This window comes from Thalassospira sp. (genome assembly GCF_048059015.1).
GTDB lineage: Bacteria > Pseudomonadota > Alphaproteobacteria > Rhodospirillales > Thalassospiraceae > Thalassospira.
In genome coordinates, this window is the sequence record NZ_JBLLNT010000007.1 from 25,428 (window position 1) to 48,549 (window position 23,122).

Annotated in this window: 21 protein-coding genes and 1 pseudogene; 9 read left to right on the plus strand and 13 right to left on the minus strand. The window is 52.7% G+C overall.

Annotated features, from left to right (window positions below):
* Positions 1-69: 69 nt before the first annotated feature.
* Both ACMZ66_RS10930 and ACMZ66_RS10935 read left to right on the plus strand, forming a co-directional pair.
* Complete coding sequence (locus ACMZ66_RS10930; RefSeq protein ID WP_416937237.1) at positions 70-990, plus strand: glutaminase; 921 nt, start codon at positions 70-72, stop codon at positions 988-990.
* A 99-nt stretch (positions 991-1,089) separates the two neighbouring features.
* Positions 1,090-1,671, plus strand: a complete 582-nt coding sequence (locus ACMZ66_RS10935) for a hypothetical protein (protein WP_416937238.1) — start codon at positions 1,090-1,092, stop codon at positions 1,669-1,671.
* A gap of 15 nt (positions 1,672-1,686) precedes the next feature.
* On the opposite strand, the gene ACMZ66_RS10940 is transcribed toward ACMZ66_RS10935, so the two are convergent.
* Positions 1,687-2,448, minus strand: a complete 762-nt coding sequence (locus ACMZ66_RS10940; protein WP_416937239.1) for an alpha/beta fold hydrolase — start codon at positions 2,446-2,448, stop codon at positions 1,687-1,689.
* Positions 2,445-3,005 (minus strand): hydrolase, encoded by a 561-nt coding sequence (locus tag ACMZ66_RS10945; RefSeq protein WP_416937444.1) that lies wholly within the window; start codon positions 3,003-3,005, stop codon positions 2,445-2,447. Before ACMZ66_RS10945 ends, ACMZ66_RS10940 begins: the two co-directional genes overlap by 4 nt.
* Before the next feature lie 212 nt (positions 3,006-3,217).
* Here ACMZ66_RS10945 and ACMZ66_RS10950 point away from each other — a divergent pair, with 212 nt between their 5' ends.
* Positions 3,218-5,005, plus strand: a complete 1,788-nt coding sequence (locus tag ACMZ66_RS10950) for a DEAD/DEAH box helicase (protein ID WP_416937240.1) — start codon at positions 3,218-3,220, stop codon at positions 5,003-5,005.
* Positions 5,006-5,085: 80 nt separating this feature from the next.
* Here ACMZ66_RS10950 and ACMZ66_RS10955 read toward each other — a convergent pair whose 3' ends face one another.
* Positions 5,086-5,532 (minus strand): Rrf2 family transcriptional regulator, encoded by a 447-nt coding sequence (locus tag ACMZ66_RS10955; protein WP_416937241.1) that lies wholly within the window; start codon positions 5,530-5,532, stop codon positions 5,086-5,088.
* A 3-nt stretch (positions 5,533-5,535) separates the two neighbouring features.
* The gene (locus ACMZ66_RS10960; protein ID WP_416937242.1) at positions 5,536-6,036 is read right to left on the minus strand and encodes a GNAT family N-acetyltransferase; all 501 of its coding nucleotides are present in this window, start codon (positions 6,034-6,036) and stop codon (positions 5,536-5,538) included.
* 441 nt (positions 6,037-6,477) lie between these two features.
* Here ACMZ66_RS10960 and ACMZ66_RS10965 point away from each other — a divergent pair, with 441 nt between their 5' ends.
* A complete protein-coding gene (locus ACMZ66_RS10965; protein ID WP_416937243.1) occupies positions 6,478-6,957 on the plus strand; it encodes an Lrp/AsnC family transcriptional regulator in 480 nt (159 codons plus the stop codon).
* A gap of 21 nt (positions 6,958-6,978) precedes the next feature.
* Here the strand turns inward: ACMZ66_RS10965 and ACMZ66_RS10970 are convergent, their stop codons facing one another.
* Positions 6,979-8,316 carry an MATE family efflux transporter gene (locus tag ACMZ66_RS10970; protein ID WP_416937244.1) on the minus strand — a complete coding sequence of 446 codons (1,338 nt, stop codon included), beginning with the start codon at positions 8,314-8,316 and terminating at the stop codon, positions 6,979-6,981.
* Positions 8,317-8,856: 540 nt separating this feature from the next.
* Here ACMZ66_RS10970 and ACMZ66_RS10975 point away from each other — a divergent pair.
* The 4 genes from ACMZ66_RS10975 to ACMZ66_RS10990 all read left to right on the plus strand — a co-directional run bounded on the left by ACMZ66_RS10975 (position 8,857) and on the right by ACMZ66_RS10990 (position 14,407).
* A complete protein-coding gene (locus tag ACMZ66_RS10975) occupies positions 8,857-9,555 on the plus strand; it encodes an alpha/beta hydrolase (protein WP_416937245.1) in 699 nt (232 codons plus the stop codon).
* Positions 9,556-9,870: 315 nt separating this feature from the next.
* The gene (locus ACMZ66_RS10980) at positions 9,871-11,571 is read left to right on the plus strand and encodes a methyl-accepting chemotaxis protein (protein ID WP_416937246.1); all 1,701 of its coding nucleotides are present in this window, start codon (positions 9,871-9,873) and stop codon (positions 11,569-11,571) included.
* A 262-nt stretch (positions 11,572-11,833) separates the two neighbouring features.
* A complete protein-coding gene (locus ACMZ66_RS10985) occupies positions 11,834-13,534 on the plus strand; it encodes a methyl-accepting chemotaxis protein (protein WP_416937247.1) in 1,701 nt (566 codons plus the stop codon).
* A gap of 252 nt (positions 13,535-13,786) precedes the next feature.
* Positions 13,787-14,407 carry a glycoside hydrolase family 25 protein gene (locus tag ACMZ66_RS10990; RefSeq protein ID WP_416937248.1) on the plus strand — a complete coding sequence of 207 codons (621 nt, stop codon included), beginning with the start codon at positions 13,787-13,789 and terminating at the stop codon, positions 14,405-14,407.
* A 70-nt stretch (positions 14,408-14,477) separates the two neighbouring features.
* Here the strand turns inward: ACMZ66_RS10990 and ACMZ66_RS10995 are convergent, their stop codons facing one another.
* From ACMZ66_RS10995 to ACMZ66_RS11030, 8 genes and pseudogenes are all read right to left on the minus strand, one after another.
* Positions 14,478-15,062 carry a YceI family protein gene (locus tag ACMZ66_RS10995; protein WP_416937249.1) on the minus strand — a complete coding sequence of 195 codons (585 nt, stop codon included), beginning with the start codon at positions 15,060-15,062 and terminating at the stop codon, positions 14,478-14,480.
* Positions 15,062-15,667, minus strand: coding sequence for a cytochrome b (locus ACMZ66_RS11000; protein ID WP_416937250.1), 606 nt, complete (start codon positions 15,665-15,667; stop codon positions 15,062-15,064). Before ACMZ66_RS11000 ends, ACMZ66_RS10995 begins: the two co-directional genes overlap by 1 nt.
* A 92-nt stretch (positions 15,668-15,759) precedes the next feature.
* Positions 15,760-15,927, minus strand: a complete 168-nt coding sequence (locus tag ACMZ66_RS11005) for a YceI family protein (protein ID WP_416937251.1) — start codon at positions 15,925-15,927, stop codon at positions 15,760-15,762.
* Positions 15,928-15,962: 35 nt separating this feature from the next.
* The gene (locus tag ACMZ66_RS11010; RefSeq protein ID WP_416937252.1) at positions 15,963-16,352 is read right to left on the minus strand and encodes a YceI family protein; all 390 of its coding nucleotides are present in this window, start codon (positions 16,350-16,352) and stop codon (positions 15,963-15,965) included.
* Positions 16,353-16,665: 313 nt separating this feature from the next.
* Positions 16,666-17,115 carry a DUF2155 domain-containing protein gene (locus ACMZ66_RS11015; protein WP_416937253.1) on the minus strand — a complete coding sequence of 150 codons (450 nt, stop codon included), beginning with the start codon at positions 17,113-17,115 and terminating at the stop codon, positions 16,666-16,668.
* Between the two features lie 8 nt (positions 17,116-17,123).
* Complete coding sequence (locus ACMZ66_RS11020; RefSeq protein ID WP_416937254.1) at positions 17,124-17,366, minus strand: hypothetical protein; 243 nt, start codon at positions 17,364-17,366, stop codon at positions 17,124-17,126.
* Positions 17,367-17,486: 120 nt separating this feature from the next.
* Complete coding sequence (mlaD, locus tag ACMZ66_RS11025) at positions 17,487-17,945, minus strand: outer membrane lipid asymmetry maintenance protein MlaD (RefSeq protein WP_416937255.1); 459 nt, start codon at positions 17,943-17,945, stop codon at positions 17,487-17,489.
* A 167-nt stretch (positions 17,946-18,112) separates the two neighbouring features.
* A pseudogene (locus ACMZ66_RS11030) lies at positions 18,113-18,474 on the minus strand (NADH:ubiquinone oxidoreductase subunit NDUFA12).
* Between the two features lie 935 nt (positions 18,475-19,409).
* Here ACMZ66_RS11030 and ACMZ66_RS11035 point away from each other — a divergent pair.
* On the plus strand, positions 19,410-23,114 hold the full coding sequence (locus tag ACMZ66_RS11035) for a vitamin B12-dependent ribonucleotide reductase (RefSeq protein WP_416937256.1): 3,705 nt from the start codon (positions 19,410-19,412) through the stop codon (positions 23,112-23,114).
* Positions 23,115-23,122: the final 8 nt, after the last annotated feature.

Below are 23,122 nucleotides of genomic sequence, written 5' to 3' on the forward strand. Positions count from 1 at the left end.
GTAAAAACCCGGCCATGCGTGCCGGGTTTTTTGTCCGCTTTCCCCAGCTAGCAACCACAGGATCGCATAATGTCCCACAATTATGCCGCCATCCTCGAACAGATCGCCGAACATGTCGCGACTGCTGATTTCGGCACCGCGCGCAAGGCCGATTATATTCCGGCCCTTTCGGATGTGCCTGATGACCATTTTGCGATGGTGATCTGCGGCACGGACGGCGAGGAACATGCGATCGGCATGGCCGACCTGCCCTTTTCCATTCAAAGCATGTCCAAGGTCTTTGCCCTTGCATTAGCACAACGGGCCTATGGCGATGAGCTTTGGCAGTTTGTTCGCCGTGAGCCATCAGGATCGGCGTTTAATTCGCTGATCCAGCTTGAACAAGAAAACGGTATTCCGCGAAACCCGTTCATCAATGCCGGTGCAATCCGTGTGGCCGATTTGATCACGTCGCGATACGCCAATCCGGACAGATCAGCTGCCGAATTTCTGGCGCAACTTTGCGGAAACCCGAACATCCGTGTTGATAACGATGTCTATCTTTCTGAGCATCTGCACGGGGATCGCAACCGTGCAATTGCCTATTTGATGAAAAGCTTTGGCAAGCTAGATAACCCGGTCGAAGACGTTGTGCGCGCCTACTTCAAGCAATGCTCGATCGCCATGACCGCCCGCGAAATGGCGCGTGCTTGCCGCTTCCTTGCCTGCAAGGGTATTGGGCTTGATGGCAAGCAAGTCATCCCGGCCGATGAAACCAGCCGCATCAACGCACTTATGCTGACATGTGGCATGTATGACGGGGTTGGTGATTTTGCCTTTACGGTTGGAATCCCTGCCAAAAGTGGTGTGGGCGGCGGTATCATTGGCGTGATTCCCGGTGAATTTTCCGTTTGCGTCTGGTCACCCCGCCTTGATCAACGGGGCAATTCCGCCGCAGGCATCCGGGCATTGGAAATGTTGATCCGCGCAATCGGGCGGTCCGTATTCTAATCAGGTCCACCTGAAAACGTTGGCGTGACGTCCCCATTTTCTGATCACATTCGGGCGCGATGATCTTATGATCAATTAAAGCATCAAAGGAGAAATCCAATGAGCATGCCCAGAAGACCGAAACCAAGTCTGGTAGCTGCGATTGGTGGAATAGCGCTATTGGCAGGCTGTAACGTCGCTCTTGTCGAAAAACCCTATTACAACGTTACGGAAACCGAAAGTTTCAAGACTGCTGGCGCGCCAAGCCGCATAATGCTGATCGAGGTTGTTGATCAGGAAAACACCTTCCTGGCGGAGTTTTGGGCAGAGTCCCTATCCAATCACGGCTATCCGCCACGTCTGCGCTATGTGACTGATCCCACGGACGTTGCGGACAATGAAACCATCAAACCGGAAAACCGGGTTGTTGTGGTAGTCAGCCCCGCCCAAACAACGATGCGCGATACGCTTTGCACAGATCCTCAGTCAGTGGGCAATGATCCCACCAGTGATCGGGTGATTGTCCGGTTTGGTTTCTGCAATGGCGACAGCATCATTTCTGAAACGCGTGCACGCTATAACCGCGATCAGTTTGAAGCACAGATCCAAAGCAACGCCGACACGATCAATTATCAGCTGTTCCCGCGTCACCTGCGCAACAACGATGACCGCTATTGCAGCCCGTTCCTTGTGTCCTGCTAGGATAAAGACGGACGCTTAACGCGCCAAAAGATCGGCCAATGATTGGGCGAATAATCCGGGCTGTTCCAGTGGCACATAGTGCGCAGCCCCCGCGACCTCAGTGTAACTGGCACCGGTAATTTCGGCAGCCATTTCATGATGGCTTTCGGGGGATATCACCTTATCGGCCTCCCCGACCATCACGGCTGTTGGCATATTGATATGGGGTAGCAACGCCATGCTATCTGGTCGATTGGCAACGGCGATGCTTTGGCGCATGAAAGTATCTGCACCAGCCTGTTCGGCCATATCGCCAAGCAGTGTGATCATTTCCTGATCGCTGCGGTTTGCAGGATGAACCATGTCATCAAGCACCGCATCATTAATCCCCTGAAACGGGGTTGCCCGACCGGCGATCTTTGCCAACAGGATGCGGCGGCGTTTTACGGTTTCACTGTCTGATGTTGCACGGGTATTGACCAACATCAGATGCGTCACACGATCCGGTGCACGTCGAAGAATTTCAAAGGCAACATATCCACCCATCGACATGCCAACCAATGCAAATTGGTCTGGCGCGCTTACCAGAGCCTTTATTGCCATATCGGCGACGGTTTCCTGATCAAACAGCTCGCAGAAAACCGGCTTGATTGCCACTCCGTCAGATGTAGACAGCCGACCATAAGCATCAAGCGCACGGTCCCACATACGTTGATCGGCCAGCATGCCCGATAAAAACACAACGGGCACGCCATCAGCTTGTGCGTGCCCGGCATTGTCGTGATTGTTCGCGGTCATTTAATCAGCGCGCTCAATTCCTTGAACTCTGGTGTGCCTGCTACACGCAGCCATTCAAACATCACGCTTTCACGCGTAACGATCTTTGCCCCGGCATCGCGCATGCGTTCAATGCCGAAGATCTTGTCAGACATGCTGCGCGACGTCACGGCATCGGCAACAACATAAACTTCACGTCCGCGCTCCAGCAGCTCCATCACGGTTTGCAATACACAGACATGGGTCTCCATGCCTGCCACCACGACCTGATCACGGCCCGGGGTTTCTTCCATTTTTTCAATGAAACCATCAGCCGGAACCGCAGAAAACGCGACTTTGGATACAACATTTCCGCCTGCGGCCGCATCACCCGGCTTTTCAACCAGATCAAGAATGTCCTTTGCCGTATGACCAAGGCCTTTGGGATATTGTTCGGTCAAAATTACCGGAACACCAAGTCGATTGGCGCATTTCACCAGAAAACAGCAGTTAGCGACGATCTGTTCTGGTTCCTGGCAGGCCGGGTAAAGTTTTTCCTGAACGTCGATAATCAGTAAACTTGCGCGTGTTGCATCCATCAGCACGGCTTTTCTCCCCTGTGCATTATCTGTTTTGGCAGGTTACGCTGCCAAATTGTTGCAAACAAGCCTCTCAAACAGGTCCGAATGGGTTTTCCATGGTAATTTTGCGGCGTTTTTCTTGACTTAATTAAGGGTTGGCTTTACGACGCAAACAGATTTTTGACTGTCAGCTTTACATCAACGCATTCTATTGCGGGAAAACGAACCATATGAATTTCGCCGATCTCGGTCTGAGCGAAGATATCCTCAAAGCCGTCGCAGACGCCGGCTACGACACCCCAACCCCGATCCAGGCCCAAGCTATTCCGTCGGTGCTGATGGCACGTGACATTCTGGGCTGTGCGCAAACGGGTACGGGTAAAACTGCCAGCTTCACCCTGCCGATGCTTGATATCCTGCATCATGGTCGCGCCCGCATGCGCATGCCGCGTTCCATCATTCTGGAACCGACCCGTGAACTGGCAACCCAGGTTGCAGCAAACTTCGACACCTATGGCAAATACATGTCGCTGTCGAAGGCGCTGATCATTGGTGGCGAATCTGCTGTCGAACAGGGCAAGATCCTGGAAAAGGGTGCGGATGTTATCATCGCAACGCCGGGTCGCCTGATTGACACATTTGAGCGTGGCAAGCTTCTGCTGTCTGATTGCAAACTGCTTGTGATCGATGAAGCTGACCGCATGCTCGACATGGGCTTCATTCCCGACATCGAAAAGATCGTCAATATGCTGCCCAAACAGCGCCAGACGCTTTTCTTCTCGGCAACCATGCCCAAGGAAATTCGTCGCCTTGCTGACAAATTCCTGTCCAATCCAAAAGAAATCACCGTTGCGCCGCCCTCAAGCATGGCAGCAACTGTTGAACACAAGCTTCTGGTTCTGGACGATTTCGACAAACGTGAAGCGCTGCGTCGTCTGATCCGTTCGGAAAGTGTTAAGAACGCCTTTGTGTTCTGTAACCGCAAAAAAGACGTCGATATTCTCTACAAGTCCCTGACCAAGCACGGCTTTAACGCTGGTCGCATGCATGGTGACATGGCGCAAAGCGAACGTACCGAAACGCTTGCGAAGTTCAAATCGGGTGAGATTACCTTGCTGGTTTGCTCTGACGTTGCGGCACGCGGTATCGACATTGCTGATGTTTCCCACGTCTTTAACTTCGACGTTCCGTTCAACGCCGAAGATTACGTACACCGTACCGGTCGTACCGGTCGCGCAGGCCGCGACGGCAAGGCTTTCACCCTTGCTGTGCCAGAAGACGGCAAGCTGGTTGCTGCGATCAACAAGACGATCAACAAAGACATTCCGCTGACCGAAATTGACGGTATCGAGACACTTGAACTCGACTTCACCGGCAAGAAGCGTCGCAACAAGAAAAGCCGCAAATCGAACAATCGCGATGACAAACCTGCACGTCAGGCAAAGTCAAACGACCGTCCGGCAGCAGAGGCCGCAGCACCGGCACAGGCAGAAGCCCCCGCAAAGGCCAAGGAAGCAGAGCCGAAAAAGGCGCCTGCACCTGAAGCCAAGGGCAACTATGAACGCCACGATCGCAATGATCGTCCGAACCGTAACAATCGCCGCGACCGTGATGACCGCGACGATAAAACGATCATCGGCTTTGGCGATCATGTTCCGAACTTCCTTCTGACCCAGGTCCCGGCATCAAGCCTTGGCAAGAAGCCGGAGGCAGAAGTCGAGGAAGAACCAAAAGCCAAAACGCGCAAGTCCGCTGCGAAATCGGCCAAGCCGAAAACCACACGGGCAAAGTCTCCACGTCGCGCCCCCAAGAAAGACGTCGAAGAAGCCCCGGCTACCGAAGCAGCAGCAGCTTCAACGACCGAAGTAGCTTCCGAGGCCGAATCTGCACCGGCAGCAAAGCCTGAAGAAAAGAAACGCGCTCCGCGTCGTCCGCGCAAGAAAGCAGCCCCGAAGGCCGCAGCCGCAGAGACGCCGGAAGTAGCAGCCGAATCAGCACCGGCAACCAGCGAAAACTGATCGAAGCGCATCAAGCAAATCAAAAAGGCCGTCAGATTGCTCTGACGGCCTTTTTTGTATCTTGGTATCAGCGAAACGGGCTAAACCGCGCGGAACAATCCGGTCGAACTTGGCTTTTCCGGGCGCCGTTTGCGCATAAGCTTCAGCATGGTTTCAATCGTAATCGACAGCAGCGTCGCGTGTGTGATTTCTTCGATCTCGTCCATCACAAGCGACAATGCCGCACCCGCATTGGTTTCCTGAACGATGCTGTTGGATGGGCCTGTGCCGACCTCTTCAAACAACTGCACAACATCGAGAAGTGTCGTGCGCTTGGCATTGCCGCAGAAACGATAACCACCACCGGCACCACGAACGGACTCAACAAGCCCCGCACGACCCAAATCACGCAAGACCTTTGCCAAATGGTTGGTCGAAATATTGTAGCGTTCGGCGATTTCCGATGCGGAAAGCTGGCGATCTGTATCTTCGGCCAGTTCCAGAACAGCATAGAGGGCAAACAGAGTTGCCTTTTGCAAGGACATCATGGCTTAAGCCCCCTCTTCCATATCGGTTTCAAGCTGGATAAAGGGACCGGCCATCATGCCCTGGGACCTGAAGAATGACATCAGATCAGTTGCATCACGCGGGATCATGGTGCGGACCTTGGTCACACCGGCATTGCGGAAGCAACGGCAAATTTCGTTATAAAGGATCGTACCGATGCCGCCCATGCGAAGGTCCGGTTCGACACTTACGGTGCCAACCCAGCCACATGGGACAGAGTTAAACTCCCAAGAACGCACTTCACCGAAAATGCAGCCAAGCAGCGTGTCATTTTCTTCGGCGATCAGGAAAAAGCGGGAATCCTTGCGGTTACCGTAGCGGGTAAACAGATCGTCCCAATATTCTGGCTTGCGCAGACCCGTGGTCCGATCATCAAGACCAACAACATTTGGCAGGTCTTCAAGAACCGCCGGACGAATATTGATTTTATGCTCGCCAATTGTAACCAGGTTATATCCCGGCGTATTTTGCGCAGCGTCCACCATATGTGCCTTTCAGTAACGCGGTCGGCCTTGCCAACCTCTCCCAGCTCCCGACAGGAGAATAACCACAATCGAAATAAGTAAATTGGTACGATTATACTACACTGACCAGGTGGCACGCGGCAATGATAAGTTCCGCTGCAGATGCTCACAAACCCAAGCATTCCAAGGAATTGAAGGACATACTGGGATTGCTTATTTCTTGCAAGCTTAAAGCGGCTCTAAACATTGGGCAAAAGAGGCCTGCCAAATACAGTGATAAGCCGTAAAAAATGCTCCGTACGACTACGCAAAGATTGACAGAAACGCCAAGTCATGGCTTATCGCGCAGCAGAAAATACTTACGGGTGCGACCGATTTTAGCAAAATCCGCCCGTTGAACTCAAAGTCTCACAAACCGGCTTTTGGCCGGGCACGGTATCGTCCAAAGGAGTGTGGCACGCCATGGCGCGCAACGGATTCGACGCAATTGATCGCAAAATTCTTTGTGAAATTCAGGAAGATGGGCGAATCTCCATGGTCGAATTGGCTGACAAGGTCGGCCTGTCTGTTTCGCCTTGCCTGCGTCGCCTTCGCAAGCTCGAAGAAAGCGGTGTGATCCGCAAATATGTCGCCCTGCTTGACCCGGCACATCTTCAGCTTGGCGTGAATGTCTTTGTCACCGTTTCCCTGACCCAGCATGACGAACCGTCGCTGCGTCGCTTTGAAACTGCGGTTCAGGAACATCCGGAAATCGTTGATTGCTACGCCATGGTGGGCAATCAGGATTACATGATGCGCATTGTTGTGCCGGACCCGGCATCCTATCAGCGCTTCCTGTCTGAAGTGATGATGAAGCTTCCGGGCGTTGCCAACATGAAATCAAGCTTCACCCTGCACGAAGTCAAAAACAGCACCACCCTGCCCGTTTCTGACGCAGACTAATCGTTTCTTCAGCGCACAAAATCAGGCCGCTTGCGCCCGACGATCCGGAATGATGGTCGGGAACAGGATTGATAGCGTGACGCCGCGCAGCAGGAAGAACGCGTTAAATGCCGCCCAAAGCATGTGGTTGCTTTCCATCGCCACGGCCCACCAGGCAAACACGGCATAGATCGCAACAGATAACAGCATCATGTTGCGCCAGTGTTTGGTCTGCATTGCGCCCAAAAACACCCCATCAAACTGAAAACCTAGCACGCCCGTAATCGGCAGGATTACGGCCCACAGCAGGTATTCATATGACGCGTCGCGTACTTCCGGGATGCTGGTCAGCGCATCAATGATCCACGGTCCGGCAATGGCAAAGACAATCGCCATGGCAAACGCCGATACAATTCCCCAGATCGTTGTCTTGCGCACCGCCCACAGGAACTGTTTGCGCCGCTCCGCGCCATAAGCCTGACCAACCAGCGTTTCGGCCGCATGGGCAAATCCATCAAGCGCAAATGAACCAAACATCAGGAAATTCTGCAGAACCGCGTTTGCGGCAAGGGTGACTTCGCCAAATCGGGCAGAGAAACTGGTAAACAGTGCGAAGGCCGATGTCAGCGCCATGGTGCGGATAAAAATATCGCCATTGATTTTCATCAGTTTGGCAAGCTGTGCTCGATCCAGGATGCCAATCCCGCGCCAGGTACCGCCAAGTCGTTTGAGATGCGGACGCATCAGGAACCAGCCAAGTAATACACCGGAATAATCGGCAATCACCGTTGCACCGGCAACGCCGCGGACTTCCCATCCGAAACCCTGCACGAACAGGATATCGAGAATGATATTCAGCGAGTTCAGGACAATCTGGAAGATGAAAACAGCCTTGCTGTCCCGCATGGCAAGCAGCCAACCCAACATGCAATATTGCATCAAGGTCGCGGGTGCAGCCCAAATGCGTACATGGAAGTAATCGCGTGCTGCGGCCTCGACCGCAGGTGTCGGCGCAATCAACGACATCGCCAATTCAATGATTGGCCACTGCAACAGCATCACTGCCAGACCGGCAACAACGGCAATCACCGCTGCACGCGCAAAGACGGCACGAACCCCGTTGGCATCTCGACGACCATAGGCCTGTGCTGCAAGCCCGGTTGTCGCCATGCGCAAGAAGCCAAAGCTCCAAAACACATAGGAAAAAATCAGCGCGCCAATCGCAACGGCGCCAATATAATGCGGACTATCAAGATGCCCGACTACCGCCGTATCTACCGCGCCAAGCAATGGGACGGTCGCATTGGACAGAATAATCGGCAGGGTCAACGACAATACACGTCGATCTCCCTTACCGAACCAGCGGCGCGTGCGGTTCATTTGGGCCTCAGTTCATTGGGTGTTCGTGTGGGGCATCCGGCAAGCCGGAAGAATTCTTGTGGCATAGAATGAAGCACGGCAAAAGACGGGTTTTAATGACCGGTCGTCTCAAAAAATCCACATCGTTGAATTTCATAACCACATCGCCCTACCTTTTCGCGATGTTTCATTTTCATTTCAACCAGCCGTCCTTGATTTTTTGGAATACCAAAACTGACCAAATGCTCAATATCATCCGCAATCCTTTGATTTAACTTATTTTATTTCCAGGCTCATATTCCACACCTCACCAAATGGGGAATTCGGAAAAACTATACCAAGGCATATAAATCTAATCACAAGGCCTGAAAATCCTGAATGCAAATTCGAAATCTGCCGAATAGCTAATTTTCAATCCACAAAGTTATCCACAGGGCGCGAACATTTCGGCACATTACTATCGCAATGCGGTAGTTCATCTGATTGCACAGCAGAAAAATAACTGGTGGTCAGCGCGCCGCGTTGCTAAGCAGAGAGAAAGGAATAAACAGGAAAGTCATAATGAGTAGCGATACTTTATTGTCCGGGCCGATGTTGGCAGCAGCATCAGGCACAACCAAAAGCGTTGTCATCTTACTGCATGGTTATGGCGCAGATGGAAACGATTTGATTGGACTGGCTCCGCATCTGGCACGTGCCCTGCCCGATACGACCTTCTATTCGCCGAATGCACCGCTCCCGTGCGAGATGTCGCCGTTTGGCCGCCAGTGGTTCAGCCTGGCCGAATATGATCCGGAATTCCTGCGCCGTGCGCCTGAAACGATGTCAGGGGCACTTGCAGCCATGGCCGAAGGGGCAAACAAGAATGCATCCTTCATCCATGACTTTATCGATCATGTGATGGAAAGCCATGGCATTAGCGAAGACAAGATCGCGCTGGTCGGCTTTTCACAAGGAACGATGATGTCACTTCAGACCGCCCCCCGCCGTTCGAAACAGCTTGCCGGCGTTGTCGGCTTCTCAGGTGCACTTCTTGGCGAAGCTGCCTTTGCGGCAGAACTTAAATCCCGTCCGCCTGTGGCACTGGTTCACGGTACTGCGGACCCGGTTGTGCCGATCGAAGCATCACGCCTGGCCAAAGGCACACTTGAAGCCAATGGCATTGACGTATCCCTGACGGAACGGCCAAACCTTCAGCACGGGATTGATGAAGAAGGCCTTGGCATTGCCATCACATTCCTTGGCAAACATCTGGCCTGATTAACAGCCAAGATCGCAGCGCTAAAATAAAAACACCTGTCCTTAAAGGCAGGTGTTTTTTTTGTGCCCACGCATCCCAACATATGCTCAGCACCGGAAACACGGCAGCTAACTTCCGGCATAATCAAAGTACAAAACACTGATATTCCAAGAAGATATAGTGATCTCACCTTGAAAATAGTTGGTGAAATCACACAAGGAACGTGCCTATACTTTTTGACAGGCCAACCTACGAAAAACCAAGAATAAAAGTGCTTTGGTATAAATCTCCGAACCTTGGCTCGGACGGAAACGGCAAGAAAATGGGTACAGATCATGCTTCAAAACATCAGGATTGGTAAAAAGGTCGCAAGCCTCTCATTGCTGTCGCTGATTGCCCTTTTGGCGATCTCGGCATTTGAACTGTTTGCGTTGCGCGATGCACTCCTTGAGGACCGCAAGGACAAAATTCAGGCAACGGTTTCCATGGTGCTGACCTCAGCCCAGTCCTATCAGGACCGCGTCAAGGCCGGGGAGTTAAGCCTTGAAGACGCGCAGAAAGAGTTTTATCGCGCTGCTGCTGCATCGAAGTTCGACAATGGCACAGGCTATTTCTTTGCCTATGACGCCAAGGGCGTCAACATGATGCATGGTGCGAACGCAGCCCTGGTCGGCACCAACATGAGCCAGATCAAGGACCCGACCGGCAACTTTATCATTCAGGATATGCTCAAGGCCGGCAAGAACCCGCAAGGCGGATTTTTCTCCTATTGGTGGCCAAAGCCCAACCAGCCCAAAGAGCAACTTTTTGAAAAGCTGTCCTTTGCCGCCACCCTGCCGTGGGGGCATGTGATCGGAACAGGCATCTATATCGATGATGTTGACGCCGCCTTTTGGGAACAGGCTGTGATCACACTGGTTATCATTGCGATTGTCATCGTGATTTTGACCGTGACGTCGCTTGCGATTGGTCGCAACATTACGGTCGGCCTTGGCAAGCTTTCAGCCCGCATGGCAGAAATCGCCGATGGTCATCTTGAAGGTTCAATCGAAGGTCAGAACCGTGGTGATGAAGTTGGCGATATGGCCCGAACCGTTGTTTCCTTCCGTGCCCAAGCACAAGAAAACAAGAAACTTCAGGAGCGCCAACACGAACTGGAAACCAAGGCCGACAAACAACGCCGTCAGGACATCACCAACATGGCTGACAGTCTTGAGCAGCGCGTTAAGGGCCTGATCCAGTCGATCGGCGGGTCCATCACGGAAATGAAAAAAGCCACCACCAGCATGGAAGAGGCCAGCAACACCAACAGCCAGCTTTCTGCTGCCGTGGCAACGGCGACGACCCAAACATCATCGAATGTTCAAACCGTTTCTGCTGCGACCGAGGAACTCACGGCATCCAGTGATGAGATCGCCCATCAGATTTCCCAATCGGCAAACATCGCCAACCAGGCCAACGAACAGGCCGCCCGCACCAACCAGACTGTTACCGGCCTTGCCGATGCAGCCCAGAAAATCGGCGATGTTGCCAAACTGATTGGTGACATTGCCGAACAGACCAACCTTCTGGCCCTTAACGCCACGATCGAAGCCGCGCGTGCCGGTGATGCCGGCAAAGGGTTTGCCGTGGTCGCAAGCGAGGTTAAAAACCTTGCAAACCAGACCGCCAAGGCGACCGAGGAAATCAACCAGCAGATCCTGTCCGTTCAAAACGAGACCGGCGAAGCCGTTGAGGCCATCCGCCTGATTTCAGAAACCATCGCGCAAGTCGCTGACAGCTCGACCGCGATTGCGGCCGCCATCGAAGAACAGCATGCGGCAATCGGTGAAATTTCGCGCAACGTTCAGCAGGCAGCAAACGGCACCAGCGAAGTGTCCCAGCGTATCGAAACCGTAAACAAGAACGCTGGTCGCGTTTCGTCTGGCACCAGCCAACTGGCTCATTCAGCCGAAAAACTGGTGCAAGAAGCCCGGTCACTCGATGAAGCAGTTGAAACCTTCCTCGATGATCTGCGCAAACGCGCAAGTGATTGACAAAGCAACAACCTAAATGGATGCGACCAAGGAGCCACCCTATTGAAGGGTGGCTCTTTCTTTTTGGTTGAGGACCTAGAACGTATCAAGCGTTTCGCCCTGTCGGCCCGAACAAGTGTCCGATCAAACCTCAGCACAAATTCCACATCGTGAAATAACTTTCCGTAAAACGGATGAAGAATTGCACTCTCGAACTTTATATTATAACTACATAATAAATTAATTAACTTTGACACTGCCAGTCATTTGGCGGGAGGAAAACATGCTTGGTAATCTGAAGATCGGTTACAAAATCATCGCCCTTTCAATGCTGGCATTGATCGCGGTTATCGCAATTGCCGTAGTCCAACTGATTGAACTACGCGGTACTTTGCTTGAAGACCGTAAAGAAAAAATACGTGCTGCGACGGAATATGTCGTGACGATCGCGCGTCATTATCAAAACAAGGCCACCTCGGGTGTGCTGACCCAGCAAGAGGCAATCGACCAGTTTCATGAAGTGGTGGGCGCTGGAAAATATGATGGCGACATCGGCTATTTCTTTGTTTTCGCCAAGGACGGCATGACCGAAATGCACGGGGCAAATCCGGCTCTGGTCGGCAAGAACCTTGGTGAACTTCAGGATTCTGCAGGTAATTACTTCATCCGCGATCTCATCACGGCAGGCAGCGCGGAAAACGGCGGATTTTCGTCCTATTACTGGCCCAAACCGGGTCAGGACAAAGAACTGACATTTGAAAAGCTGTCTTTTGCCCACCCCTTGCCCTGGGGCACGATCGTTGGCACCGGCATCTATATTGATGATGTCGAGGCCGCCTTTGTTGAGCAAGCCACCTATGTCGTGCTGATCGGTTTTGGCATTCTTGCCATCATGGCAACGACCGGCCTTATGATTGGTCGCGATATCACGGGTGGCCTTCAGAAGCTTGCATCGCGTATGCAGGTGATCTCGTCAGGTGATCTTGACGGCCATATCGAAGGCCAGAAACGCAAAGACGAAGTTGGCGACATGGCGCGAACAGTGGTTTCCTTCCGCGAACAGGCACGTGAAAACGTCAAACTGCAAGAAAACCAGCGCACTCTGGAACAAAAGGCCGAAGCCGACCGTCAACAGGCCCTGTTTGATATGGCAGACTCCCTTGAAGGACAGGTTAAAGGCCTGATCGGCTCGATTGCCGGTTCGATCAAGGAAATGCAATCGGCAACCGATGAAATGCGCGATGCCACCAACATGAACAGCGAGCTGTCCAATGCAGTGGCTGCGGCAACCAACGAGACATCCACCAATGTCCAGACCGTCTCTGCCGCAACAGAACAACTGAGCGCCTCATCTGATGAAATCGCACAACAGATTGCAAGTTCGGCAGACATTGCAAATCGTGCCAACGCAGAAGCCGCGCGCACAAACGAGACAGTTACTGGCCTTGCAGACTCTGCTCAGCGGATTGGCGATGTTGCCAAACTGATCGGTGACATTGCTGAACAAACCAACTTGCTTGCACTCAATGCGACCATAGAGGCCGCCCGCGCAGGCGATGCCGGCAAAGGGTTCGCTGTTGTCGCAAGCGAGGTTAAAAACCTTGCAAACCAAACGGCCAAAGCGACAGAGGAAATCAACCAGCAGATCTTGTCTGTTCAAAATGAAACGTCTGAAGCCGTTGACGCCATTCGTCGCATTTCCCAAACCATTGCATCGGTCGCCGATAGCTCAAGCGCGATTGCAGCTGCTGTTGAACAACAACATGCGGCCATCGGCGAAATATCCCGCAACGTACAACAAGCTTCTGATGGCACGAGCGAGGTATCCCAGCGGATTGAGACGGTTAATCAAAACGCCGTCAAAGTATCTACGGGCACAAACCACCTAGCGGGATCTGCTGAAAAGCTGGTGGCGGAAGCCGTATCTCTTGATAACGCTGTTGAAAGTTTCCTATCGAACCTTCGTGAGCGTGCACGCGCCTAGCCCTGTCGCACAGTAAACACGCACTAACACTAAGATTGCCAAGCCTGACGGCATAAACCCTGTCCGGCTTGGCAAAAATTACCGGCGCGCTATGATATCTGGCAGCACATATCAATTTCGTTGAATGCGGGCAGATAATTGAGCATGCCAAAATTGCGTATCACACAATTTCTCCGCCACTCCACCCTTGCATTCATGATGGCAAGTCACTTTGGGCTATTAAATTCTCCTGCTGCATTTGCAGCGGATACTGTGCCCAAAGACGGCAAACTGCATGGCATTGATACATCCCATCACAACGGCGATATCGATTGGCATCGCGTGCATAATAGCGGCTTTGTGTTTGCCTTTGTGAAGGCGACTGATGGGCTGGATTATCTTGATCCGACCTTTGTCGATCATTTTGCCAAGGCGCAAAAGGCGGGCATCCTCCGCGGGGCGTATCATTTTTATGAAACCAATGATGATGGTGCGCGACAGGCAGACTGGTTCATCAAGAACGTCACGTTAGAACCCGGTGATTTACCACCGGTCGTCGATATCGAACGGATCAAGCCGCCCGTTGCCGGAAACCTGCATGAACAGTTCGGTATTTTCCTGACAAAGCTTGAACAGCATTACGGCCGTCATCCAATCATTTATACCGGTCGGAAGTTCTGGGAACATGCAATGCGTGAACATTTTCCACGCAACCAGCTTTGGATTGCTGAATATGGTGTGGATGAACCGACAATTCCGGTGGAATGGGCTGATTGGAGCTTCTGGCAATATACCGAAGAACTAACTGTTCCGGGCGTCCCCACAGCCGTTGATGGCACCTATTTCAACGGCGATCGCAAAAGCCTGCGCGCGATCCTGATCCCCGCGAAATAAGCAAAGTTCGCGACATAAATAAAGGGCGGGAACTTCTCCCCGCCCTTTGGCACTTCAAGCAACTGATGGCTTATTTGGTCGCGTTGATCGTGACCTTGATGGTGACGTCATCGCCAACCTGACTGGTGTCGGTCCATTGACCCTGCCCCACACCAAAGTCGGTGCGCTTGATCGTCACAACGCCAACGGCGTCAGCAGCATTATCCGCGATCACAAGATCAAATGGCAGCACCACTTCGCGGGTCACATCACGAATGGTCAGTTCAGCGACCGCTTCGTATTTGCCTTCGGAAATTTCAGTGAACGACTTCGTTACAAACTTTGCCGTTGGCCATTGCGCGGCATCAAACCAATCCGGTGCAACGATCTGCGAATCACGGTCCGCGCTCTGGGTATTGGCAGAAGCGATATCGATCAAAACCTCAACCGAGGAACCGGCAAGATCATCTGGCGAAAAGGTGATGTTTGCGGTGAATGCTTCGAACGCACCGGTGAATTCCGCCCCCAACTGGGTTCCGGTAAATTCAACCGAACTTTCATCAGCAACAACGTTCCACTGTTCGGCCGCCTGCGCGGACAACCCCGTTGTCATCACGGTCGCAAAAACACCAGCTGCAACAGCCTGGCGTTTGAGTGATTGAAGGTTAAAACGCATTATGAACTCTCCTTGACGGTGCGTGCGGTTGAAACCGGCACCTGATCACCCGCCTGATCCAAATCACTGCCCGGCAACATGCGGCGCAGCGTTGCATCACGATCAATGAAATGATGTTTAAGAGCGGCCGCAACATGGCCCACGACCAGTGCAACAATCACCCATGAAATGGCCCAATGCGCAGTCTTGAGGGCCTCAAAAAGCCCCTGATCCGGCGCCACCAGATTTGGCAGCGTAAACAGACCAAACACACTGACCGGATAGTTGGCCGCTGATGACATCATCCAGCCGGTCATCGGCATGGCGATCATCACCCCATAGAACGCGAGATGGCCAAGTTTGGCTGCAAGGCGCTCGATCTTGTGCTTGCCAAGTGCATCCGGGGTCGGCTCACACAGACGCCAGACGATGCGCAAGGAAACCAGCATCAAAACGGTTACGCCAAGCGACTTGTGACGCGACATCCATTCAAGTTTGGCCATGCCAAGTGGCAAGAAATCCATATACCAGCCGATGGAAAAGACACCGATGATCAATGCCGCCATCAGCCAATGCAGGCTTTTGGTGACACTGCCGAATTCTGTTTTGTGACTTTTGATCGCCATGATGAATTTCCTTACCGGATCGATTGGCGCAATACGCAAAAAGGCGTTGGCGGATGGGTACTTCCCCATCCGCCAAGCCCGTCATCAGTCGATTACTTCTGAAGCAGGAACTCAGAGGAAATCTGAAGCGTTACTTCGTCGCTAACAGCAGGAACAAGGAAGTTCATGCCGTATTCAGAACGGATGACAACACCGTCAGCGGAGAAACCAAGAACATGATCACCAGTCATCGGATGATCACCTTCGCCGGTCAGCGACACTTCAAGAACAAGCGGTTTGGACTGACCAAGAAGGGTCAGATCACCGGTGATTTTGGCAGATCTTCACCAACCAGCTCAACCGAGGTGCTTTTGAAAGTTGCGGTCGGGTGATTTTCGACATCAAGGAAATCAGCGGTTTTCATGTGGTTATCAAGCGCTTCGACGCCGCTATCAACCTGGGTCAGGTCGATATTGATGATTGCCGACGAACCTGCCGGGTTTTCGCGATCAAGGGTCAGCTCGCCCGATACGCCGCCAAAACGGCCCTGGTAATTGGAGAAGCCAAGGTGGTTCACAATGAAAATGACGCTGGTGTGGGTCGGATCAAGCTTGTAGCTTTCGGCAGCCTGTACCGAGAAAGCAGCACCAGAAAGACCAGCAGCGACAACAAGTGCAACGCCTGCTTTTTTAAGTGAGTTCAACATTGTCTATTCCCTCATGTTCGACAGGCGCAGATCACTGCTGCGCCGCAATAAATGTGAACTGAGGATGACAGGCAGACCCGGTGCTCTCAAGCCAGTGCTATGGCAACACATATTTTCGAATGAGGAAACAATCGCCGCATTATTTGCCATATTTTAGACAACATACGAACAATTAAATATAGTGGATCACAACATTTCCAAGCCGCCAAATTCGATCAAAGTGACTTGAAATCCTTTGTTTTCCAATGGCTTTCCATGTCATTTCATCCGAATCAAAAAAGCTGACCGCGAAACGATCAGCTTTGAAATTGGCTTATGGCTCTTCCGGTGCAGGTTGGCCTTGTTGCGCCGGTGTATCCGATCCGGAAACAGCATCTTCCGGATTAAGACATTCCTTCAGCCACACGTCATAGACCGGGTGCTCCAACGCCGAAAGGCCGGGGCTTGATGCAAACATCCAACCCGAAAACAGCTGTTCACGGGTCGAACGACCATCATCGCGAATATCAGCGATATCAAGGAAAGTAGCACTTTCCGGACGTTCTTCAGGTGGCGTGCGATAGCAGGCATCAACCCGAATTTCGAGCGTCCCGAAACTTGCCACCTGCCCGACCAGCACCTCGAAGGTTGAAATGCGTGCAGTGATTTTATCAAGCCCCTGCAACTGGGCGACGGGTGCCGGACGATAATCGAGGGCCGCCACAGCCGTTCCGATCATTGCACATGTCGAACAAATCGCGGCAATCGCAAAAGATCGTTTCATCTGGTTATTCAGTCCTGTTTGTCGCTTTTGTCATAGGGATTGTGCAGCTCGGCGACGACATAGCGCATCACATTGCGAAACTGTTCTTCGTCACAACCCATAAGCAAGGCGTCTTCGAGCGCATCCTGCATCATTTCGCGCAATTCATCGAAATTGTCATTCAGGACTTTGATCTTTTCCACACATGACAGCGGCGAACCATCGGTCGCCTGCCAGGTTGGAAAGTGCTGCACATTATCGGTCTTTTTCATAAACCGCTCCGACATTATCGCGTTGGTAAGCGTCACTTCACGCTACCTGCCTGCATGAGGGCCGACAATCGCGGTCAAAACAGGCGAAATCATGGCTGATACCACAAAGCGCGCTCGATCTTACTGATCGCCGCTGCTGCTCGTGGAGGAATAGATAACCTGACCGATCAAATCTTCAAGGTTCACCGATCCTTGGGTGTATTCGATCTCACCACCTTCTTCGATCATCTCGATATCGCCACCCGGCTCAAGGGCAACAAACTTGCCGCCCAGCAATCCGTCAGAGGCAATCTTGGCCGAGCTATCAAGTGGCAGCTCAAGATCAGAGCGCACAGACATTTTGATCACGGCCATATAGGTCTTCGGATCAAGATCCTGTCCCGTCACACTTCCGACTTTTACGCCGGAAACGCGCACATCATTGCCAACAGACAGACCATCAATGCTATTGAAGCTGGCCTTGATTTCATAGCCATCAACGGTGTCGATGCCTGCCCGGGAATATGAATAGGCAGCAAAGCCAACCGCGACTGCGATGACGGCAGCACCAGCAAGGGTTTCAATCAGTCTGTTGCTCATGGACCTTATCCGTTTTGTATCTCTTTGATACGTATATTGTATTGCAGCGGCTCAAAACACAACCGCGCAAAACACGTCCGCGTAAATCACTTCTTCGCGACGCCATCCTGAAACGCAAACGGGCGCGAGTTACCCCGCGCCCACCGCAAAATCGGATATGTCGGAAATCAGCCTTCCGGTGACCAAGCCTGATAGTCGCCAGTCGCCTTGGCGCGCTGACCACCACTATATTCATGGCCCTTCGGGCGATAGGCATGTTTGGTGCCCGTCAGGTTCGGCTGGTGTTCTTTCTGCCAGTCATATCGGTCTTCGGCCTTTTCAGACAGCGGCGCATCAAGGGTGTAATGCAGCCATGCATGCCATTCAGCCGGAACCTTGAACCTTCGACAACGCCTTTGTAGATTACCCAACGCTTGGTGCGGCGCCCTTTAGCCGGAGTCTTTTCGGTGTAATAGGTATTGCCGAAACGGTCTTCGCCAACGCGCTTGCCAAACAGCGCAGTAAAGATACGGGTGCCGACGGTGGCCATGTTGGGTCTCTCTCCAGATTTGGTTTGTCCGCCCTTCCCCATAGAGACAAATCAGCACGGGTCAGAGGACGGCACAGGGCGCACGCGGAATACACCCTGTCGAACAAGAGACTTATATGTCGTGATGTTACCCGAAAGTCAATGTTTCAAGGAAGTCGCCAAAGACAAACCTGAGATGGCGCAACCCACACAGGAAACAGCCATCCCTACTGATGGTATTTATGGGTTCAAAACAACCCACAACTGCTTGTAGTGCGACAACTCATTGATCCACATATATCTGGGGCTTCTGTCCACCCGGTTATCCACAATGAACACCATATATGTAGTAGTCAGCGCAGCGAGACCCGACTGATTTTTCGATCACGCCAGAACAGATGTTTTAACATAAATATCAAACTGTTATCACCGTTATACATGCTAACTATCCCGGTGAATTAAGAAGTTTTGTCCTTGGCACTGGTAATCAATGCCAAACAGCGTTAGCTTGTGTCCAGGTTGTGGGGCGCCAAGCACCCCGACACAACATCTAGTCCGAGTCTTATGACCGGCATACAATCTTGCGGGACTCAAAACCGCAGTTTTCCGGGTCTCCTGGCCTGATTCAGAGATTGTTAACGAGAATCCCACCAGCATCGAATCATCAAGACAGCGACCGACCCACTACATGTTGTGGTAAAAATCACTGTCAACCACAAAGATTAGTGGACTATGGCAAAATTTTGCCATTATATTCTTCCCCACGGACCGGATGGTTCCAAGGGGGGACCACACCACCGACTACCGAATACTGATAGCTGCGAAGCGCCAAAAAGACCGGAAAATAACGGTAATTGGGGCAGCGCATGACCGTTGAGCAAACTATATAAAGTCAGGCGATGTTGGCGCATCACCAGATAGCGCCCTGTTACGTCTGATCAGAACCGGAGCAGACCATGCGGATTACCAGAAAATTCACTCAGGAAGGTGTCAGCCCTTACGCCGACATCGAGTTTCGTAAGTCCTCTTCTGTCATCAAAAACCCGGATGGTTCCGTTGTTTTTGAGATGAATGACATCGACATGCCGTCCTCCTGGTCACAGGTGGCGAGTGACGTTCTGGCTCAGAAATACTTCCGCAAGGCCGGTGTTCCGGTTGCGCTTAAACCGGTCAAGGAAAAGGACGTTCCGTCCTGGTTGTGGCGTCAGACCGCGGATACCGCGAAACTGACCAAAATGCCCGCCGAAAAGCGCTACACCAGCGAAACCAGCTCCACTCAGGTTTTTGACCGTCTTGCGGGCACCTGGACCTATTGGGGTTGGAAAGGCGGTTACTTTGACGCCGAAGCTGATGCGCACGCATTCTTTGATGAAATGCGTTACCAGCTTTCGCACCAGATGGGTGCACCGAACTCCCCTCAGTGGTTCAACACTGGTCTGCATTGGGCATATGGCATTGATGGCCCGGCACAGGGTCACTCCTATGTTGATTACAAAACCGGCGAACTGACCAAATCGGCAAGCGCGTATGAACATCCGCAGCCGCATGCCTGCTTCATTCAGTCTGTTGCCGATGACTTGGTCAACGAAGGCGGCATCATGGATCTCTGGACCCGTGAAGCACGTCTGTTCAAATTCGGCTCCGGTACCGGTTCGAACTTCTCCAACGTTCGTGGCGAAGGCGAAACCCTTTCGGGTGGCGGTCGTTCTTCGGGCCTGATGAGCTTCCTGAAAATTGGTGACCGTGCAGCTGGCGCAATCAAATCGGGTGGCACCACCCGTCGTGCTGCCAAGATGGTCGTGGTTGACATCAACCACCCGGACATCGAGGAATACATTAACTGGAAAGTCGTCGAAGAGCAGAAAGTTGCTGCCCTTGTCGCGGGTTCCAAGCTTGCTGAAAAACACCTCACCGCAGTTCTTGCAGCCTGCACCAACTGGGACGGTGCCGCAAATTCCGAAGATCGTTTCCTGCCGCGCGCCAACCCGCAGCTTAAAGAAGCTGTTCTGGCCGCACGCGCTGTGATGATCCCTGATAGCTATATCAACAAGATCATCGAATTCGCACGCCAGGGCTTCACCGAGATCAGCTTCAAAACCTATGACACTGACTGGGACTCTGAAGCATATCTGACCGTTTCGGGTCAGAACTCGAACAACTCTGTTCGTGTATCGAACGACTTCCTGCAGGCTGTTCTTGATAACGGCGACTGGGACCTGATCCGTCGTACCGATGGCAAAGTTGCCAAAACCGTTTCTGCCCGCGAACTGTGGGAGAAAGTCGGTGAAGCAGCTTGGGCCTGTGCTGATCCGGGCATCCAGTACGACACCACGATCAACGAATGGCATACCTGCCCGAATTCGGGTCGCATCAATGCGTCCAACCCGTGCTCGGAATACATGTTCCTTGATGACACAGCATGTAACCTCGCATCGCTGAACCTGATGAACTTCCGTTCTGACGATGGCGGCGTGGACATCGAAGCCTACGAACATGCTGTTCGTCTGTGGACTGTGGTTCTGGAAATCTCGGTTCTGATGGCGCAGTTCCCGTCTGACCGTATTGCTGAACTTTCCTATCGTTACCGTACCCTTGGCCTTGGCTATGCCAACATTGGCGGCCTTTTGATGAGCATGGGCATTTCCTATGACAGCGACGAAGGCCGTGCGATTGGTGCGTCCCTCACCGCGATCATGTGTGGTGTTTCCTACGCAACGTCGGCTGAAATGGCTGGCGAACAGGGTGCATTCCCGGGTTATGCCGACAACGCAGAAGAAATGCTGCGTGTCATGCGCAACCACCGCCGTGCCGCTTATGGCGAACAGGACGGTTACGAAGGTCTTTCGATCAACCCGGTTCCGCTTGTTGCTGCTGACAGCCCGTATGCCGATCTTCCGGTTGCAGCACGTGCTGCCTGGGACAAGGCGGTCGAGCTTGGCGAAAAGCATGGTTACCGCAACGCTCAGACCACCGTCATTGCGCCGACCGGCACGATTGGTCTGGTCATGGATTGCGACACCACCGGTATCGAGCCTGACTTCGCACTCGTGAAGTTCAAAAAGCTTGCTGGCGGCGGTTACTTCAAGATCATCAACCGCACCGTTCCGGTTGCGCTTGCAACGCTTGGCTATACCGAAAACCAGATCCGCGACATCGAGAAATACGCGGTTGGTCACGGTACGCTCAAAGGTTCGCCGACGGTTACCCATGACGAGCTGAAAGCCAAAGGCTTTGACGATGACGCGCTTGCCAAAGTTGAAGGTGCCCTGAAGAACGCGTTTGACATCAAATTCGTCTTCAACAAATACACCTTCGGTGATGACTTCTGCGTCAACACGCTGGGTCTTGATGCCAAAGAAATCAACAGCATGGACTTCAACATGCTGGCAGCTCTTGGTTTCGACAAAAAGCAGATCGAAGCAGCAAACACCTATGTTTGTGGTTCGATGACGCTCGAACAGGCACCGCATCTGCGTGAGGAAGACCTGTCGGTCTTTGATTGTGCAAACCCGTGCGGCCGTATCGGCAAGCGTTACCTGTCAGCTGAAAGCCACATCCGCATGATGGCAGCGGCTCAGCCGTTCATCTCGGGTGCGATTTCGAAAACCATCAACATGCCGAGCAGCGCAAACATTCAGGATTGCAAAGACGCTTACATGCTGTCCTGGCGCCTCGCTCTTAAGGCGAATGCTCTGTACCGCGATGGTTCGAAACTCAGCCAGCCGCTGAACTCTGCCCTTGTTGAAGAAGACGATTACGCAGATCAGCCGACTGCTGCCAAGGCAGCACAGGCGTCCGAGCAGATCGTTGAGAAAATCATCGAACGCGTTATCCGTGGCGACCGTCGTTCGCTTCCGGGTCGCCGCAAAGGTTACACCCAGAAGGCTACCGTTGGCGGTCACAAGGTTTACCTGCGCACCGGTGAATATGAAGACGGCAAACTTGGTGAAATCTTCATCGACATGCACAAGGAAGGCGCTGCTTTCCGCTCGCTGATGAACAACTTCGCAATCGCTGTTTCCATCGGCTTGCAATATGGCGTTCCGCTGGAAGAATATGTCGAAGCCTTCACCTTTACCCGCTTCGAGCCGTCGGGCATGGTTTCCGGGAACGACGCCATTAAAATGGCAACCTCGATCCTTGATTACATGTTCCGTGAACTGGCGATCTCCTACCTCGGTCGTAACGACCTCGCCCACGTTCAGCCGTCCGACATCCTTCCAGATGCCGTTGGCGAAGGTGTCAGCGAAGGTGACCTTGGTGAAGAAGCCAAGAAAACCGGCGACCAGGCGATCGAAACCATCCGCAAAGTTGCCTCTTCGGGCTTCGTACGTCGCAACCTTTATGTTGTAGACGGCGGCGCACAGACCGAAGAACGCGTTGTCGAAGTGAAGTCCACTGGTACCGATGGTCACAGCCACACGCATGAAACTGCAAGTGCTGCAACCACCGCAACCCCGTCAGCACCGCAGAACAATGCGATCCTGACCACCAGCGAAGAAGTCATCGCCAAAACCGATGACAAGATGGACAAAATTCGCGAAGCACGCATGAAAGGCTATGAAGGCGATGGTTGCCCGGATTGCGGTAACTTTACCCTGGTCCGCAACGGCACCTGCCTTAAATGCGACTCTTGTGGCGCGACCACCGGTTGCTCCTAAGGGTTTCG

Coding starts and splice junctions, on each gene's coding strand:
- ACMZ66_RS10985 (WP_416937247.1), top strand. CDS start 11,834: ATGCTTGGTAATCTGAAGATCGGTTACAAAATCATCGCCCTTTCAATG.
- ACMZ66_RS10975 (WP_416937245.1), top strand. CDS start 8,857: ATGAGTAGCGATACTTTATTGTCCGGGCCGATGTTGGCAGCAGCATCA.
- ACMZ66_RS10955 (WP_416937241.1), bottom strand. CDS start 5,532: ATGATGTCCTTGCAAAAGGCAACTCTGTTTGCCCTCTATGCTGTTCTG.
- ACMZ66_RS11010 (WP_416937252.1), bottom strand. CDS start 16,352: ATGTTGAACTCACTTAAAAAAGCAGGCGTTGCACTTGTTGTCGCTGCT.
- ACMZ66_RS11000 (WP_416937250.1), bottom strand. CDS start 15,667: ATGGCGATCAAAAGTCACAAAACAGAATTCGGCAGTGTCACCAAAAGC.
- ACMZ66_RS10940 (WP_416937239.1), bottom strand. CDS start 2,448: ATGACCGCGAACAATCACGACAATGCCGGGCACGCACAAGCTGATGGC.
- ACMZ66_RS10935 (WP_416937238.1), top strand. CDS start 1,090: ATGAGCATGCCCAGAAGACCGAAACCAAGTCTGGTAGCTGCGATTGGT.
- mlaD (WP_416937255.1), bottom strand. CDS start 17,945: ATGAGCAACAGACTGATTGAAACCCTTGCTGGTGCTGCCGTCATCGCA.
- ACMZ66_RS10945 (WP_416937444.1), bottom strand. CDS start 3,005: ATGGATGCAACACGCGCAAGTTTACTGATTATCGACGTTCAGGAAAAA.
- ACMZ66_RS10995 (WP_416937249.1), bottom strand. CDS start 15,062: ATGCGTTTTAACCTTCAATCACTCAAACGCCAGGCTGTTGCAGCTGGT.
- ACMZ66_RS10965 (WP_416937243.1), top strand. CDS start 6,478: ATGGCGCGCAACGGATTCGACGCAATTGATCGCAAAATTCTTTGTGAA.
- ACMZ66_RS10980 (WP_416937246.1), top strand. CDS start 9,871: ATGCTTCAAAACATCAGGATTGGTAAAAAGGTCGCAAGCCTCTCATTG.
- ACMZ66_RS10960 (WP_416937242.1), bottom strand. CDS start 6,036: ATGGTGGACGCTGCGCAAAATACGCCGGGATATAACCTGGTTACAATT.
- ACMZ66_RS10950 (WP_416937240.1), top strand. CDS start 3,218: ATGAATTTCGCCGATCTCGGTCTGAGCGAAGATATCCTCAAAGCCGTC.
- ACMZ66_RS11020 (WP_416937254.1), bottom strand. CDS start 17,366: ATGAAAAAGACCGATAATGTGCAGCACTTTCCAACCTGGCAGGCGACC.
- ACMZ66_RS11015 (WP_416937253.1), bottom strand. CDS start 17,115: ATGAAACGATCTTTTGCGATTGCCGCGATTTGTTCGACATGTGCAATG.
- ACMZ66_RS11035 (WP_416937256.1), top strand. CDS start 19,410: ATGCGGATTACCAGAAAATTCACTCAGGAAGGTGTCAGCCCTTACGCC.
- ACMZ66_RS10930 (WP_416937237.1), top strand. CDS start 70: ATGTCCCACAATTATGCCGCCATCCTCGAACAGATCGCCGAACATGTC.
- ACMZ66_RS10970 (WP_416937244.1), bottom strand. CDS start 8,316: ATGAACCGCACGCGCCGCTGGTTCGGTAAGGGAGATCGACGTGTATTG.